Annotated in this window: 16 protein-coding genes; 6 read left to right on the top strand and 10 right to left on the bottom strand. The window is 61.9% G+C overall.

What is annotated here, in order from left to right; all coding sequences use genetic code 11:
- Window positions 1-107: 107 nt before the first annotated feature.
- The 3 genes from RI444_RS05195 to RI444_RS05205 form a co-directional block, all read right to left on the bottom strand.
- On the bottom strand, window positions 108-1,445 hold the full coding sequence (locus RI444_RS05195) for an amidohydrolase family protein (RefSeq protein ID WP_062095528.1): 1,338 nt from the start codon (window positions 1,443-1,445) through the stop codon (window positions 108-110).
- Between the two features lie 147 nt (window positions 1,446-1,592).
- A complete protein-coding gene (locus RI444_RS05200; protein WP_242703133.1) occupies window positions 1,593-2,012 on the bottom strand; it encodes a VOC family protein in 420 nt (139 codons plus the stop codon).
- Between the two features lie 36 nt (window positions 2,013-2,048).
- Window positions 2,049-2,813 (bottom strand): SDR family oxidoreductase, encoded by a 765-nt coding sequence (locus RI444_RS05205; protein ID WP_207605026.1) that lies wholly within the window; start codon window positions 2,811-2,813, stop codon window positions 2,049-2,051.
- Between the two features lie 168 nt (window positions 2,814-2,981).
- Between RI444_RS05205 and RI444_RS05210 the strand changes: the two genes are divergently transcribed.
- Entirely contained in the window at window positions 2,982-3,671 is a 690-nt protein-coding gene (locus RI444_RS05210) for a hypothetical protein (RefSeq protein WP_207605025.1), read from the top strand.
- A 118-nt stretch (window positions 3,672-3,789) separates the two neighbouring features.
- Here RI444_RS05210 and RI444_RS05215 read toward each other — a convergent pair whose 3' ends face one another.
- Complete coding sequence (locus RI444_RS05215; protein ID WP_207605024.1) at window positions 3,790-4,224, bottom strand: hypothetical protein; 435 nt, start codon at window positions 4,222-4,224, stop codon at window positions 3,790-3,792.
- A gap of 267 nt (window positions 4,225-4,491) precedes the next feature.
- Between RI444_RS05215 and RI444_RS05220 the strand changes: the two genes are divergently transcribed.
- Complete coding sequence (locus tag RI444_RS05220) at window positions 4,492-5,229, top strand: GAF and ANTAR domain-containing protein (RefSeq protein WP_207605023.1); 738 nt, start codon at window positions 4,492-4,494, stop codon at window positions 5,227-5,229.
- A 111-nt stretch (window positions 5,230-5,340) separates the two neighbouring features.
- Here the strand turns inward: RI444_RS05220 and RI444_RS05225 are convergent, their stop codons facing one another.
- The gene (locus tag RI444_RS05225) at window positions 5,341-5,922 is read right to left on the bottom strand and encodes a hypothetical protein (protein ID WP_207605022.1); all 582 of its coding nucleotides are present in this window, start codon (window positions 5,920-5,922) and stop codon (window positions 5,341-5,343) included.
- A gap of 934 nt (window positions 5,923-6,856) precedes the next feature.
- On the opposite strand from RI444_RS05225, the gene RI444_RS05230 reads away from it, so the two are divergent.
- Both RI444_RS05230 and RI444_RS05235 read left to right on the top strand, forming a co-directional pair.
- The gene (locus RI444_RS05230; RefSeq protein ID WP_316963873.1) at window positions 6,857-7,213 is read left to right on the top strand and encodes a hypothetical protein; all 357 of its coding nucleotides are present in this window, start codon (window positions 6,857-6,859) and stop codon (window positions 7,211-7,213) included.
- A gap of 136 nt (window positions 7,214-7,349) precedes the next feature.
- Window positions 7,350-8,747, top strand: a complete 1,398-nt coding sequence (locus RI444_RS05235; protein WP_207605020.1) for an MFS transporter — start codon at window positions 7,350-7,352, stop codon at window positions 8,745-8,747.
- A 25-nt stretch (window positions 8,748-8,772) separates the two neighbouring features.
- Here the strand turns inward: RI444_RS05235 and RI444_RS05240 are convergent, their stop codons facing one another.
- The 4 genes from RI444_RS05240 to RI444_RS05255 form a co-directional block, all read right to left on the bottom strand.
- Complete coding sequence (locus RI444_RS05240; protein ID WP_207605019.1) at window positions 8,773-10,290, bottom strand: SpaH/EbpB family LPXTG-anchored major pilin; 1,518 nt, start codon at window positions 10,288-10,290, stop codon at window positions 8,773-8,775.
- A 99-nt stretch (window positions 10,291-10,389) separates the two neighbouring features.
- A complete protein-coding gene (locus tag RI444_RS05245; protein ID WP_207605018.1) occupies window positions 10,390-10,635 on the bottom strand; it encodes a hypothetical protein in 246 nt (81 codons plus the stop codon).
- Between the two features lie 91 nt (window positions 10,636-10,726).
- Entirely contained in the window at window positions 10,727-12,880 is a 2,154-nt protein-coding gene (helR, locus tag RI444_RS05250; RefSeq protein ID WP_207605017.1) for an RNA polymerase recycling motor ATPase HelR, read from the bottom strand.
- 245 nt (window positions 12,881-13,125) lie between these two features.
- Entirely contained in the window at window positions 13,126-14,313 is a 1,188-nt protein-coding gene (locus RI444_RS05255; protein WP_207605016.1) for a TerC family protein, read from the bottom strand.
- Window positions 14,314-14,502: 189 nt separating this feature from the next.
- Here RI444_RS05255 and RI444_RS05260 point away from each other — a divergent pair, with 189 nt between their 5' ends.
- Together RI444_RS05260 and RI444_RS05265 are read left to right on the top strand one after the other, a co-directional pair.
- Window positions 14,503-14,946 (top strand): hypothetical protein, encoded by a 444-nt coding sequence (locus tag RI444_RS05260; protein WP_207605015.1) that lies wholly within the window; start codon window positions 14,503-14,505, stop codon window positions 14,944-14,946.
- Window positions 14,943-15,248 (top strand): winged helix-turn-helix domain-containing protein, encoded by a 306-nt coding sequence (locus tag RI444_RS05265; protein ID WP_207605014.1) that lies wholly within the window; start codon window positions 14,943-14,945, stop codon window positions 15,246-15,248. Before RI444_RS05260 ends, RI444_RS05265 begins: the two co-directional genes overlap by 4 nt.
- 35 nt (window positions 15,249-15,283) lie before the next feature.
- On the opposite strand, the gene RI444_RS23045 is transcribed toward RI444_RS05265, so the two are convergent.
- Entirely contained in the window at window positions 15,284-15,481 is a 198-nt protein-coding gene (locus RI444_RS23045) for a PLDc N-terminal domain-containing protein (RefSeq protein ID WP_410510798.1), read from the bottom strand.
- Window positions 15,482-15,631: the final 150 nt, after the last annotated feature.

A 15,631-nucleotide genomic window follows, 5' to 3' on the forward strand; every position in this document is an offset into this window, starting at 1 on the left:
TCCGCGTTCTCTTCGCGGGGCCGAGGTCGCCGGAAGCGTGCGTGGACGCTGGTCCCTTCGTAGGTCCTGGCACGTTTCCGGCGAACTCGGGAAGGGGAGGCCGTCGACTAGAGGTTGGTACGCACCACTGCGCCTTGTGCGACGACGGTGCTCACCTTCTCGAGCGCCGAACCGTCGGTCAGGGGATCGGCGTCGACAATGACGACGTCGGCGAGCGAGCCCCGTACAAGGCGGCCGACGGCGTCGCCACGGCCAAGCAGCCGTGCGGCGTTGGTGGTGGCGGCCTGCAAGGCTTCCAGCGGGGTCAGGCCGGCCTCCGACAGCAACCGGACCTCGGTGCCGATCGGAGTGACGTCGGTACCGAACGAGTCGGTGCCGGCAATGATCGTCACGCCCGCGTCCTTGGCGGCGCGGACGGCAGCTTGGAGGATGGGCGTGTATTCCTTGCCCCGGGCGGCGAGGATCGGGTTGGCGGACGTGGCCATGCTGGTGATCGCATCCATGGTGGGCGTGAAGTATGTTCCGCGGCGGGCCATGTCGTGGATGGTTGCTTCGCTGACGAACACACCGTGTTCGATGCTGCGCACGCCGGCCCGGACGGCGCCGTCGATGCCTTCAGCACTGTACGCGTGGCATAGCACTCCGGCGCCCTTGGCGGCTTTGACGATTGCCCCGATCTGCTCCACGTCGTACACCAGTTCGCGGGGGTCCTGTTCGGGAAGGCCCGCCCGCGGGTTGGCCCGGGTCTTGATCACTTCAGCGCCGCGTTTAATGTTGACCCGGGTCAGGTAGGCCAGATCCTGGGTCTCCGTCACGCCGTTCTTGAGCATCGCCAAGGGGGCCAGGTCCGGGTCGGCCAACAGCGAGTCGCCCTGGTCCGGTGAAATGAAGAGGCCGGCGGCTGTCATCCGTGGCGAGATGCCCGGAGACCAGGACGGTACGGCAGCCAAAGCGATGTCCTGGTAGAAGGAGCTTGAACCGCTGCGGACGCTGGTGGCGCCGCTTTGGAGCAGGAGTCGGGCATCGGCCAGCGCGTTGGCATGGACGTGCGCGTCCACAAGGCCGGGAAGGACCCACCGACCCGTTGCGTTGAGGACACGGGCACGCTGTACGACGGCGGCAACGGCCTTGCGCGTTTCGTCGCGGCTACCGACGGCAGCCACTTTGCCGCCGTCGAGAACCACGACGCCGTCAGCCACGGCGTCGCCGGTCTTGGGGTCGACCACCGTTCCGCCTTCGATGATCAGGGCCTGGGTGGTGAGGGCCTTGCCCGGGTAGTTCGGGCCTGAATTGGGGTTGTCGGCCAGGGCCGGGGGAGCCGAGACCATCTGGGCGGCGAGCCCGGCTACCGAGATTCCTGCCAGCGCGGCAGCTCCGGCGAGGACTCCGCGGCGGGGCAGCTCACTTTTTGGCGTGGGTGCTGAGGTGTGGTCGTGGTTGCACATCGTTGTACTCCTGGAGGAAATGCCGGAACGCAATGGCCATTGGTTCTACTTTGGTATTCCAGATTGCAGGAAGTTGATGCGGAAATGCAAGATTTTAGATGAAACCCGGAAGCGCAAGGATGATTTGGTATGCCAATCAGCCGAAGACTACCGTACCGTCCTCCTCGATCCTCCAGCCGGGGTTGTAGCCGATTTCCCACACGATGCCGTTCGGATCCTGGACGTGCCCGTGGAAGATGCGCCGAATGCCCCTGCCTGCGCGGGCTTCAGCACGGTGCCGCCGGCCGCGACGAGCTCCTCGATGGTGGCGACCACTTCTTCCTGGCTTCCGACGTTGTGTGAAAGGGTCACCCCGCTGACACCGGTGGTTGTTGTGCCTGAGGCGAGGTCCTGGTCGAATTTCCCGGCGTCGAAGAGGCCCAGTACCTGGCCGGGTGCGACCTGGAAGAAAATGATCTCACCGGGCACGTCCATGAGCGGATCCCAACCGAGCCCGTCCTTGTAAAAGGCGCGGGCTCGATCCAGATCCGGCGTGGCAAACGTGATGAAATGCAGTCGCTGGTCCATACCGGACATGCTAGCGATAGGGTACGACGGCGGAACTCAGCTGAGGTGCTGGCGGGTGCCGTTGATGTCCGCCGCGGGAGCGGCGAAGAGCGCCGCAATGTGTTCGGCCAGCTCGTTGACGTGCGTGTAGCCGGGGAACTTGCGGTGCGGGGCCGCTTCGTTCATGGCGTCATCCAACAGTGCCTTCACCACGAAGACGGTTGCCGCCGAGGTCTGTTCCTTGGGCTCGGTTTTGTGGCCGGACTGGGCTGCGTTGAAGCCGTCTGCAACTCCCAGGACCCATGCTTCCGAGGCTGCCTTGATGGCCGAGTACGCGGCGCCGCCTGCCGTGGGCTTGGCCGCGCTCGTGGCCGACACGATTGCCAGCCTGCCTCGCGGGGAAGCTTCCAGGGCGGCGTAGAAAGCGCGCGAGGTGTTGCGCAGCGTGGTCATGATGCTGGTGTGGAGGACGTCCCAGTCCTCATCTTTCTGGCCCGTGATGCCTTCGCCGCCACGCCAGCCGCCCACCAGGTGGATGAGTCCGTCCACGTGCCCAAGGTCGTTGCGGACCGAGGCCGCAAGCTTTTCCACTGCCTCGCGGTTGGCGAGATTGCAGGTGTAGGGCGTCACGCCGTCGAGGTCTTCCGCAAGCGCTTCAAGGCGGGCTGCATCGAGATCGACGGCGGCCACCCGCGCTCCCAGCGCGACGAGCGCCTTGACCACCGCTTGCCCTGCAGCGCTGGTGGAACCGGCCACGACTACGTTGAGCTGCGGGGCGGTTGCAGAGGTTGCCACGTCGTTGTGGCCGTTCGTGTTGGGCACGATGGTGTCCTTCCATGCGGGTGACGATGTTCTACGAAGCGTACCGAGCAACCAGTCAAACTAACGCTTTGACGTACCGAGCATAAGAAGAACTCCTGCTTGGAAACGTGCTTGCCGCCCTGAGGCTGCGGGTTGTTGGGTGTTGAGAGCAGGTGGGAGGATTGCTCTGTGGAACCCCTTTTCAACTTCCTTGGCAATTATTGGTGGCTGGTTTTCGTCTTTGGCGGCATGGCCGGCGGGTGGGCCAAGTCGATCTCCAAGGCCAACGAGCGCCGCCACCGTCGCAAGGTGGAGCTGTACACGTTGAAGAACCAACAGGTGGTTGCGGAGCAGGCAAGCCAAGCCGAGGTTGCAGTGCTCATGGCCGCTCACGAGGCCGTGAACCACAAGTGGCTCGACTATGAACTGGACGTTGGAAAGCTCATCGACTATCCGCTGATGAGTGATGTGCGGGAACCGCTGACGGTAGCTTTTTTGCGAGCCAAGAAAGAAGCCGACGGCCTGCGTCCAGCGGCTGCTGCTGACATCACGACGGCGGCAAGGCTCGCCGAATACCGGTCGGCGGTCCGCAGCTACGAGATCGCCTTCGAAATTGCCGAGCACGAAGCCAAGCGCATCAAGGACGCCAACTTCACCGGCCCCGAACGCGATCGATTGGCCACGGCACGGAAGCTGCTGAGGATCGCCGAGGACGTTGCCGCGACGCCCGCCGAGCGTCAGACGGCCTACAAGCGTGCCCGTAAAGAGCTTGATGGCCTGATCGTACTGCCCGACGTTACCCTGGCTGCGCTCGAAGCAAAGGTGGCCGGGATGATCGACGCCAGGCGCGATCCGGAGGCGGACGCTCAGATGGCGTAGGGCCGCTCCGGCGGGCCTCCACGACCTTCTTTGGACAAAGAACGGCCACTCCGCAACTGCAGCCGGTTGCAAAGTGGCCGTTCGCCTGTGAAAGCGGGTCGTGGCGGTACGCCCGGCCCTAGCCTCGACCCATATTTGTCGACGGGTCCTCGCCGCCCTCGGACGGATCTGCCCTGAGCGCGTCCGGATCGCCGTCGGGGAGGCCTGCCGGTCCCGGGACGTCGCCTGCCGCCGTAGGAATGTCCCGGTCTCCTTCGCGGTCTTGGTTGATGTCGCTGTCCGTGATTCCGGTGTACTGCTCAACACTGCCATCGCCAGTGGCCGGCACCCGTGAGTCGGAAGAGCCCGCGCGGCCGGACGTTGCGTGGGCCTGCTCTTCCGGGGTGTCGGAATCCATGGCGTTGGATCCTTCGCTGAGCGAGGAGTGCACCTGGATGTCGTCTGCTTTCTGGTTTGGTTCCGGCACTTGGTCGCCCTTTACGGGATCCGACGTGCCGGCCAAGTCTTCCATCGCATTCTCGGCGGCCTTATCGATGCTCTCTTCGATGCCCATGAAATAACTCCTTTGCGCTGGTGGTCCTGCACTCGATGCGAACTGTAATAGTAAGCATACTTAGTTCTAATGCAATGCGACAGGTGGAAGGCGTCGTCCGATGCGGTCCGGGGAGGGTGCGAAGCCGCAGGTCAACCAGACCGTGGCGCACTTTGTACCGTTGATCGTTGGACGATAAGGTGTTCCCAGACCGTTTTGCAGAGGGCGGCTTTTTTCGCTCCTTTGCTGTAGGCCAGGGACGCTTTCAGGCAGTAGGAAATACGTCACATGGTCAACCCCCACCCCGAGCAGGAAGCTCTCCAGAATGGATACTTTCTGGATCTTGTCCTCGGTAGTGAAGATGTCGAGGCGTTCCTAACGGACTTGGCAATATTCTCGGCAGAGAGTCTCTCCCACCCCGACTCGCCGGTTTTTTGCGGCATCACCGTCCTGCGAAAAAAGCGCGCCGCCACAGTGGCCACCAGCCACGATCGCGCCCGGGTGTTGGATGATCTCCAGAACGACTTCGATAGTCCCTGCCGCACTGCCATGGATCAGATGGGCTCAGTCCTGGTGCCGGATCTCACGCGTGAATACCGCTGGCCCGAGTACGTTGCCGCGGCATCAAGGCAGGGTCTGCGTTGCTTACTGAATGTTCCGCTCCTGGTTGAGGGGGATACGCGCGCAGCCCTCAATCTCTACTCCGAACGCGCCAATGCTTTCAGCGAGACCCACGTCGAACGGGCAGAGGTCTTCGCGTCCCACGCATCCAAATCACTTCGACTGGCCCTGAAGATCGCCCAGCTCAGCGACGCCCGCAACGATCTCGCCGCAGCGATGCAGTCGCGCACCGTGATCGACCTTGCCGTGGGCGCCATCATGGCCCAGAACCACTGCAGCCAAGAGGAAGCCTTCACCATTTTGCGGACGGCTTCCAGCAACCGGAACATCAAGCTCCGCCATCTGGCCCAGTCGATCATTGCGGCCGTGTCCTCGGGCAAGGTCACGACGCACTTCGAAGAGTAACAGCGGCGGACTTGCGTAGGGTTCGGTTAGGCCTTTCTTGACACGCCCGCTCTCTGAGTGGGAATGCAAGGAGAGCGTCGGGGTATGTTACCCCGACGCTCTCCCGAAATATTACTTGCTCGAGCTTGATCCCGAGCAGCTTGCGTGAGCGCCGGTTCCTGCTCCGGTATTCTTTGAAACGCTGACGCCGTCCACAAAGATTTCACATGAAACTGAGGACTCGGCTGTGTAATCTCCCGAAACGGAAAGTGTCGTGAAGTCGAATCCTGTGGTGGTCAGTTCTTTCTTCCATTCAGAGGTGATGTCCTCATTAGAAGAGCCCGAGCCGTTCCAGTAGGTTACTTGTGCCGGTCCGGTTGTCGTGACCACATACTGAATCGTGTGTTCTTTATTCAGAGATTCGCTGACGCTATTTGCTGCAGCTGCCACGATTGAGGTCACGATGATGGCAACGATCACTGAGACAACGCCAAGGATCAAGCCCGTAACCGAGGTTCCCTTCTTGGTGTACTTCCTGGTCAGGCCGATGATGCCGAAGATCACTGCTAGCGGGCCGAGGATGAAGGCGATGAAACCAAGTATCGGAATGATAGAGAAGACTACGGCCACGATTCCGAGAACCAGCGCGGTGATTCCAAAACCGTTGCCCTTGCCAGGCTGGTTGTAGTTGGGGTCCGCCGGGCTGGGAGCCACGGGGGCGGAATACGGTTCACTCATTTTTTATTACCCTTTTTGCTTGAAACGATGCGAGTCGATGCAACCATCAGGCCAAGGGACATAACAGGCAACTAGTGCGCGCTTCCCCAAGCCAGCGGCGATCTTAGTGTAAGCAATTACCAAACGGGCGTGGATAATTTGCACGTACTATCTACTTTGTGTCGGAAGTTTCAAAAAAAATCGAGATGTAACGATAGCTCTCCCTCGAATCTATGCACTTGCCTGTCGAAATTCCGGGCCGTCCAATCCGGGTGTTCGGTGCCGGATATAATCCATGCCAGAGCCTGAATGGGGCGCTCATGAGCTGGGCTTGAAAGGGAAAAGTGAAGATTTATAACTCGCCGCCGAATTGGCCTGCGCCGCCTGCCGGCTGGCAACCACCAGTGGGTTGGCAGCCTAACCCCAGCTGGGGTCCAGCGCCGGAGGGGCACCAGTTTTGGCTCGACGTTCCGGAGGCACCCTCCACTTCCAATGAGCCAGGGAAGGTGCTTACTACCACAGCGTTCGTGTTGGCGGCAGTAGGGCTGGTCCTATTCTGGATCCCGGTACTCAATGTCCTTGCCTTGCTGTTGGGACTAGCGGCGGCCGTTTTGGGAGTCATCGCACTTGTGAGCGGGAAGAAGAACAGAGGGTCGTTGAGGGGCTTGGCCATAGCTGCTACGACCGTGGGAACTGTTGCACTCTTTGGCGCCCTCCTTACCGTTTTCGCATATTCCTCCGGCTCAAGGGCAGCTGCCGAGGCGATGGACGCCTTGCCGACCGCAAGCCCCGGAGATTCGGCGTCGGCCGCCCCGTCCAGCACGCCTTCCCCTTCTCCGACACCAAAAGTCAGCGCAGGCTCTGCTGCGGCCCCCACCCGATAGGGACCATTGCCCTGCTGGGTAATCAGTATCAAGCAGCCGTCACAGGGGTGAAGCTGAACGCGAACGACGACGTCCTCGCCAACTATCGGTTCAACGACGAGCCAGATGGACAGTACGTTCTGGTGGACATATCTGTGACTTATATGGGAGCAAAGGAAGGAAACCCTTGGCTCGACCTCTCACCGACGTTCGTCGGTTCAGACGCACGTCAGTACGACAGTAGCGACTGCGGCGCCTCTCTAACCAACGGGGAAATGAAAGTACCTACGTTGGAGAAGGGTGGTTCTGCAACCTACCAAGTCTGTATGGATGTGCCTCCAACTGCGATTGAAGGCGGCAAAATATTCATCGAAAACGACTGGTCATTTCGAGACCAGCGAAGGACCTACTGGGGACTGAAGTAGCACCGCCCAAATTTGCTGGATCATTCGCGTAGCGCCGCCCGCCGTCCCCGGCTTTCAGGCCCTCCGGTCGATTGACCACCGAATGATCTAGCAAAATTGACGGCCACCCTCCGGCGTTTCGTGACCCGGGGCAACCATGGACCAGACTGGGTACGTGACGAACAAGAACTCCCGCCCCGGTTTGGCCGTCGCGGCGCTCAGCATCGGTACAGCCCTCAACCCGCTGAACTCGTCCATGATTGCGGTGGCACTGGTGGTGCTGCGGGAGGACTTCTCGCTCGACGTCGCAACGGTCACGTGGGTGATCACGGCGTTCTACCTCGCCTCCGCAGCAGGCCAGCCGCTCATGGGCAGGCTGGCCGACCGTTTTGGCCCCCGCCGTTTGTTCACCTTCGGAATGGCGCTCGTCGCGGTCACCTGCGCGATCGCCCCGTTCCTTCCAAGCTTCGCGCTCGTCTGTGTGGCCCGGGCCTTGATGGCCGTGGGCACTGCGACCGCGTACCCCTGCGCGGTGGTCATGGTCACCGAACTCAGCCGCTTGGCCAACGAACCCACCACACGTCCGCTGGGGCGTATCCAAATGGCCAACACTTCCGCCGCCGCCGTAGGCCCCGTGGTGGGAGGGTTGCTGGTGAGCCTCTTCGACTGGCAGGCGCTCTTCGTCATCAACGTCCCACTGGCGCTGGCCGCCTTGCTGGTTGTCCAGCGCGCCGCGCCCGCCGACACCGGGCAGGAAACAGGATCCCTCGGCAAGCTCATCCGCGACTCGGACATCCCCGGCATACTCGCCTTCGTCCTCTCTTTGATGCTCGCCATGATGGCCCTGCTCAACGTCATGCCCGGGTTCCGCTGGCACCTGCTGGCAGTCTCCGTCGTGATCGGTGCCTTGTTCGCGTGGCGTGAGCTCCGCTTCCGCCCGCCGTTCGTGGACCTCCGGCTCCTGGGCAGGAACCGTCCGCTGCTGCTGATTTACCTCGTGTTCATTGTGTTCAGCGGGGTCTACTACTTTGCGTTCTTCGGCGTTCCGCAGTTGCTGCAGGAAGCAGGAAATTACGACGCCGGACTGGTGGGCCTGCTGATGCTCCCCCTTGCATCGTTGTCGGTTGTAGTGACGCCCTTTACCGTTCGGTTGATGGAACGGTTCGGCGTGAGGGCCGTACTCATCACAGGAGTCTGCGTCTTGACCATTGCTTCGGCGGCTCTGGGGCTGCTGACCCTGTCCCTGTGGCCGCCGCTGGTGCTGGTGGTCACCGCCGTCATGGGTGTGCCGTACGGTGCGGTGAGCACTGCTTCGAACCAAGCCCTTTACGTTTCTGCCCGCCCCGAGGAACGCGGTGTTGCTGCCGGCATCTTCCAGACCTGCCGGTACCTCGGCGCCATCACAGCCACCGTGTTGATTGGAGTTTTCTACGGGCCGGGCGTCAACCAGGCGAACTGGGGGCTCATGGTGTGGGTGATGCTCGCTCTGAGCCTGGTGGTCATTGTGCTCTCCGTGATGTGGAAGAAGCCGGCGGCCGGGACCAGCCATCTGTAGGTTCACCGTTTGAGGACTCCCGCGGTCATTTTCTGGTCCGGCGGGATCGGAGGATCCCAAGCACGGCGCCAAGCAGAATCAGAACACCGGCTGTGTAGATGAGGGCGGTTCCGGTGCCGCCGGTCAAAGGCAGCTGGAATCCACCGTTGCTGGGAACGTTCTTGACCTGCAGGTCCACCCCTACCGTGGTGGTGGAGGAATTGACCAGGAACTCGATGGGTTCGGCCAAGAGCTCGTAGCCTGCGGGCGCGGCGTTCTCCACCAAGTAGTAGGTCCGGAAACCAGGGCTTCCCGGCGCTACGGCGCCCCCGTCAGCCCAATCCGAATAGCGCAGTCCGGAGATGGTCAGGGTTCCGTCGGCGGCAACGGTGAACGTCGTTTGACCGTCGATGACCACCGGGTTTGTGCCGGCCTTGGCGTCTGCCTCGGAAGTGTAGACAGAGAACGAAGCACCCGACAGCGCTTCGCCGTATTCGTTGATCTTCTCCACGGTGATGGCGCCCCACTTCGTGACTACCGGAGGTGTGACTACCGGGCCGCCGGGTTGTCCGGGAGCAACGCTGACACTGGACGCGTTGGGGTAGAGCAGGGCTTCGTTCTCGATCTCGCCCACGGTGTTGACCACCACGGAAACTACCACCTGGACCCGGGTGGCCTGACGTACCGCCAGCACCTGACGGCCGCCTTCTGTGAAGATCACTGAGACAGTATTCGTGGCCGCATCGAAAACGACGTCGTAGTCGCTCGCATCCAACACTGTCCCGTCGACCAAGGTCACATCTGTTCCGACATAGGTGAGCTTGGCATCCAGATGGTCCACAATCCTGTAGCCGTCGATCACCGGTTCGTTGGGGATGTCACCGAGGATGGTGAAGTCGATTTGGTCCCCAAGCTTCACATCCGGGGCATCCGTGACGGCCTTTTCTGCAGTGGAGACTGAGTTCTTGGGGTAGACATCAACGTCATACAGCCAGTTGTTCTGGTTGTCCGGATCCGTGGTGGGGATGGTTACCAGGAACGGCGCGGCCGGTGTGACTCCCGCCGGGACGTTCGTCTCCGTGACCAAATACAAGCCGATGGGAAGGTTGGCGAAAACGGCCGTTCCGTCGGCGGCTGTTGTCTGCGAGATGGCCGTTCCCAGCGTGTATCCCGCTCCTGTGATCGAGCCCGTGGAGTTCTGGGGATCGAACACATGGCTCAGGTTGTTGGCGGCCTCCCATCCCGCGTTGGCGGACAAGTCCAGGGTGTTGACCTGCTGGATGGTGAACTCGACCCCTGCCAAGGGAGTGAAGCCCGAGGTGTCCGGAGCCGCGAACGCGCTGAAGCCGTTGCCATCGCCGCGGTGGTTGCCGCCGCCGTTGTGGCCGCCGCCGCCCGTTTTCACGGGCTTTTCAAACTTGTGCACCGTAATTGAGCCCGTTTGGTCACCGTCGACCACCGGGGCAGCTGCGGCGGGGCCGACTGTGGAACACAGCGCCAATGCTGCACCGGCCAACGACGCGGCGGCTGCTCGCCATAACCGCCGGGGGTATGAAGTTTTCACTGCATGCTCGTTTCTCTCAGTGTGATGGTGCTCAATGCTGGTGCCGGCGGTGTCTATAGGGTTGCGGGAAACGACAACGGGATTTGAGGAGCGATCCAGTTAATCCGGCAGGACCCGGATGGTGGTTTCGGGTAACTTCTCTATGATTCGTCGCGGGATGTTGCCTTGAAAGGACAACCAGAGGATGCGGCCATCGGAGGTGACGGTGTCCACCTTGCCGCGGTCCATGAATTCGCCGTGTTCATAGACCTCGACGTTGCGTCCCCGCACCCCGGTCCAGTCGGTGGCTACAATCCAGCCAGCATCTGCTTGCACGGCGTCCCCGGGGTCCTTGGTTTGGTTCATGAGTCATCCCTCTTGTGCGCACGGGTCTTTCAACCGCGAATACTTTTCAGACTCAGTGGCACAACGGGACGGGATGTGACGCGAAAAGCGGTCAGAATTTAAGAATCATCAATTGCTGCGTCGCCCTGGTCATGGCAACGTAGCGGTCCACGGCTCCTTCGATCCCTTCACCGAATGAGTCCGGATCAACCAGGACCACCAGATCGAACTCAAGGCCCTTCACCAGTTCCGGCGCCAGCACCCGGATGCGCGGCGACGCTGGTAGCGAACCCGTTCCGGCGTCGTACTTGGCGATCACGCAAGCCGCCCCCTCAGGGTGCGCTTCAAGCCAGTCGGTGAGCACGGTTGCCAGCTCGCCGATGGAACCGTGCACCACCGGCAGGCCACCGGTCCGGATGGACGTGGGCACGTTGGCGTCGGGGAGGGCGGCGCGGATGACGGGCTCGGCCTCGGCCATGACTTCCTGGGGCGTGCGGTAATTGATGCTGAGGCTGGTCAGATTCATGGTGCCGAAGCCAACACGCTCGAGCCGCTCTTGCCATGATTCGGTGAATCCGTGACGGGCCTGCGCGCGGTCGCCGACCACCGTGAAACTGCGCGACGGACAGCGCTGAAGGAGCATCTGCCATTCAGCGTCGGTGAGTTCCTGCGCCTCGTCCACCACCACATGCGCGAAGGGCCCGGCCAGGACGTCGGGGTCCGCGATGGGCACGTCATCGTCGGCCAGTTTTTCCTGCATATCCTCGCCGCGCAGCATGGACATGACCTGGAGTTCGGAGTCGTCGGCCGCGATGAGATCCTCCACCACGCGATCCATCAGTTCCTTTTCGGCAGCCGCTTCGGTGTTCCGACGCCGCTTGCGTTGGGCCGCGCGGGGGTCGCCGAGGCGTTGGCGGGCAGCGTCCAAAAGCGGGAGGTCGGGCCCGGTCCAGGCGTTAGGTTCCTGTCTTTGCAAGGTAGCCACTTCTTCCGGAGTGAGCCACGGCGCGCTCAGCCGGAGGTACGCCGGAACGCGCCAAAGGTCGGCGACCAGTTCGGCATAGTCCAGCAGCGGCCAAGCCCTGTTGAACGCGTCCGTCAGCTCGGTGTTTTGGGCGAACGCCCTTCTGAGGAGGTCCTCGGGGATCTCGTCGGTATCGAACTTGTCCAGCAGAATGGTGACAAGCTCCTCCCAGACGTCCTCGCGCGCCTCGTTATGCGGCGTCCCGGGCGATGGCGCGTTGAACGCTTCGGCCCAGTCGTCCGCGCTGAGCCACACGTCCGCCCACGGCGTCTCCACCTCGAGGCCGTCCTTAGGCGGTTCCTCGTAGAACCGGACGGCCTTTTCAACGGTCCGGACCATGTCTGCCGTAGTTTTCAGGCGTACGACGGCGGCACTCGGCTCGGGCGCCGCGGCGGCTCCTTCGGGAACCAGGTCCCTGATGGTGCACGTTTGCACGCCCTCCTCGCCGAGGCTGGGAAGGACGTCGGCCACGTAGTTGAGGTAGGGCCGATGCGGACCGACGAAGAGTACGCCGCCACGCCTGTGCCCGAGCCTGGGATCGGAGTAGAGCAGGTACGCTGCCCGGTGCAAGGCGACCACCGTCTTGCCGGTACCTGGGCCGCCGTCGACCACCAATGCACCGCGGGACGAGGCCCGGATGATGGCGTCCTGGTCCGCCTGGATAGTGCCGAGGACGTCGCGCATTTTTGCGGACCGGCTGCTGCCCAGGCTGGCGATGAACGCTGAGAGATCCCCCAGGGCCGGGTTCGCTTCACTGCCGCTGGTGAAGGACTCGTCCCAGTAGTCGGTGATCCGGCCGCGCGTCCAGCGGTAGCGACGGCGGCCGGCCAGGCCCATGGGGTTCGCGTGGGTTGCACCGAAGAAAGGTTCGGCAGCGGGGGAGCGCCAGTCGATCAGGAGCCGTTGGCCGTCGCTGTCCGTGAGTCCGAGGCGGCCGATGTAGAGGGTTTCCTCGTCTTCTGCGGTGACGACCCGGCCGAGGCAGAGGTCCAGGCCGTACGCTTTCAGTGCTTTGAGCCTGCCCGTGAGGCGACGCGTTTCGATGTCCTTCTCGACTGCCTCCTGGCCGAAGCGACTGGAGGATTTCTTGATGGCTTCCAGTTGCACGGACAGGTCCGTGATGGTCTGTTCCAGGCTCGCGGCGATGGCTGCGAAGTGCTGCTCATCGCCGGCGATAAGGGAGGGAGTGGCTTTGGGGGATAGGTGCTCAGGCAGGTTGAAGGCACTGGTTGCGAGAGGCATGGGAGCTCCTTGGTCCGGATTCAGCTCCCCATTGTGCGGCAGGCCCCGGCCCTTGCGGCAAGGCCCCCTGTGCCGTATAGATTGAAAGTGAGGAGAGGCGTTCTCCTCCTTTTTGTGGGGCTTTTGGGGTGGCCGTTCTGCGTGTTCGGGACGCGCCCGGCTGCCCGTTTAGAGGACTAGCTGCGTGTTAGACGGTAGGAAGCGTCTAACACGCAGCGAGGCATCGAATCGGAGCTCGGACTCAGCTACCGCCGCAGGAATTCCTCGTGCTGGCGATGCGCTTCTGCAACCTGCTCCCGGATCTTGTCCACGTCCTTTGCCTTGTTCCGGTACTTCAACGGCATCTGCGCGATCTGCATCTCTTCCGCCGTCAGGGCGCGGTAGATGCGTTCGCGTTCGGCGGCGTCGGCGGTGTAGTCGAGGTCGAGGTAGTCGACGGCGTGGCGGCGCGCGTTGTTGATGGCGGTCTGGGCCTTACCGGCGGGGCTGAGCAGGGACAGGACCACTGTCAGGATGAGCGTTCCACAGATGACGCTGAGCGACAGGCCGGTGGAGATCTCGACGACGTTTACGTGCTCGCCGTCGTTGATGAACGGGAGGTTGTTCTCGTGGAGAGCGTGGAGGATCAGCTTCACGCCGATGAACGCAAGGATCGCGGCCAGTCCGTAGGAAAGGTAGATGAGGCGATCCAGGAGGCCATCAATCAGGAAGTACAGCTGCCGCAGACCCATCAGCGAGAAGGCTGTGGCCGTGAACACGATGAACACGTTCTGCGTCAGGCCGAAGATCGCCGGAATGGAGTCGAGCGCGAAGAGGATGTCCGTACCGCCGATAGCCACCATCACCAGGAGCATCGGGGTTAGCGCACGCTTGCCGTTCACCACCGTGAAGAGCTTGTCGCCGTCGTACTTATCCGTGGTGTGGAAGAGCTTTTTGGCGAGCCGAATCATGAAGTTGTTCGCCTGATCGTCGCCGTGGGAGTCGGGCTTGAGGAGGTTGCCGGCGGTCAGCAGGAGGATCAGGCCGAACAGGTAGAACACCCACGCGAACGAGTTGATCAGAGCCGCGCCCAGGAAGATGAAGCCGGTCCGGGCGATCAGTGAGAACACGATGCCGAACAGCAACACCTTCTGCTGGTCCTCACGCGGAACCCGGAAGCTCGCCATGATGATCAGGAAGACGAAGAGGTTATCCACGGAGAGGGCCTTCTCCGTGATGTAGCCGGCGAAGTACTCCGACCCCATCTGCGCTCCGCCGAACACGAGGACCAGGATGCCGAACAGCACAGCCAGGCCCACGTAAATGGACGACCAGACCGCCGCCTCTTTCAGCGTGGGGACGTGGGCCTTGCGGATATGGAAGAAGTAGTCGAACGCCAAGAGCGCCAGAATGACAACGATGGTGATGCCCCAGATCAGGGGAGAGACAGTCATTGGATCCTGCTTTCGTGAGGCGGGGCGTGGAACTCAGCGAGGGTCGTGTAACTTCTTCCTCCAACTTACCGGGTTGGGTCCCGTGTTACGGCGTCGCGACAACGGACCGTCTTTGGAAAGTACTTGACAAAATGGAAAGTACTTTCTTACAGTGAGGTCACTGGATGTCACGACTACTTTGGGGAAATCATGAATGAGAACGCAGGCAACATTTCGGCAACTGAAGCACGCGAACTGCTGGCCAAAGCGGACTCATTGGGCGCCACGTCAATCAACGCGGCGGCTTGGCCCGTAGCCGTCCTCTTCACGAGCCTCGCGATCATGGGTTCCCTGCTTATGATCGGCATGCACATCGTCTTGCATACCGGATACGGCGCGGCGCTTCTGGCCTGTTCGGCGGGCGCGTGGGGCGCGGTGACGGCGTGCATCTGGCCCATGTTCCAAAGGTCAACAAAGGCCGGTTACACCAAACGGTTCCTCACGTCCCTCGTTGCCTACTTCGCCCTGTACGTTGTGGCGCTGGTTGGCGGAACCTACTTCTTCCCGGACGGCAACCTCTGGTTCTTCATTCCGGCCGCCATCGCGTTGGCCGCTATTGGCCTCGCCGCCGCCTTCCGCGAGCTTCTTGCATGAGCACGCCCGCGGAACACCCGCGCCATCAGCTGAACGAAGTGGTGCATTCGCCGGTCCGGTTCTCCATCATGGCCGCGCTCGCGAAAGCGGAGTCGTTGGACTTCAAGGACCTGCGCGACGCCATCCAAGTCAGTGACTCCTTGCTGAGCAAGCAGCTTTCGGTTTTGGAGAAGGCAGAGTTCGTGAAGATCAAGAAGAGCTTCGCCGGCAAGATGCCCCGGACGTCTGCCAGCCTGACGTCTGTTGGGCGGGACGTATGGACGGCGCACCTACAGGCGCTGCGGGAGATCGCGGGCGGCTGACATTTTTGTCAAAGGCACGAAGGCGGATGCCGCCTTTAGTGCCACGGGGAACGAGTCAGCCGCGGTTTCATGTAGAGCCATGCCAAGAGGCCGAACACGGGCGCAAGGAACAACACCAAAACCCAGATGGCTCGCGCTGTTTGATCGAATCGATCCGCCCCAAGGACGTCGAAGATGGCCCAGATGATGGACCCCAGAACGAAGAGTGCGGATAGTCCCGCCGACAAGACCACGATTCACTGCCAAGCTTCCATGCCGTCCCCCTAGAAGTCGATTTCTCTTTTGTGCTGCGGAGCATTCACAGCTGTCCGCACGTTGAAACGCCCCGTCGTGTCGTGCCTAGAGAAACTGGGATCCTGCAGGCAAAATTAGGCATATCGCAT

The organism is Paenarthrobacter sp. AT5 (genome assembly GCF_032764245.1).
Lineage (GTDB): Bacteria > Actinomycetota > Actinomycetes > Actinomycetales > Micrococcaceae > Arthrobacter > Arthrobacter ureafaciens.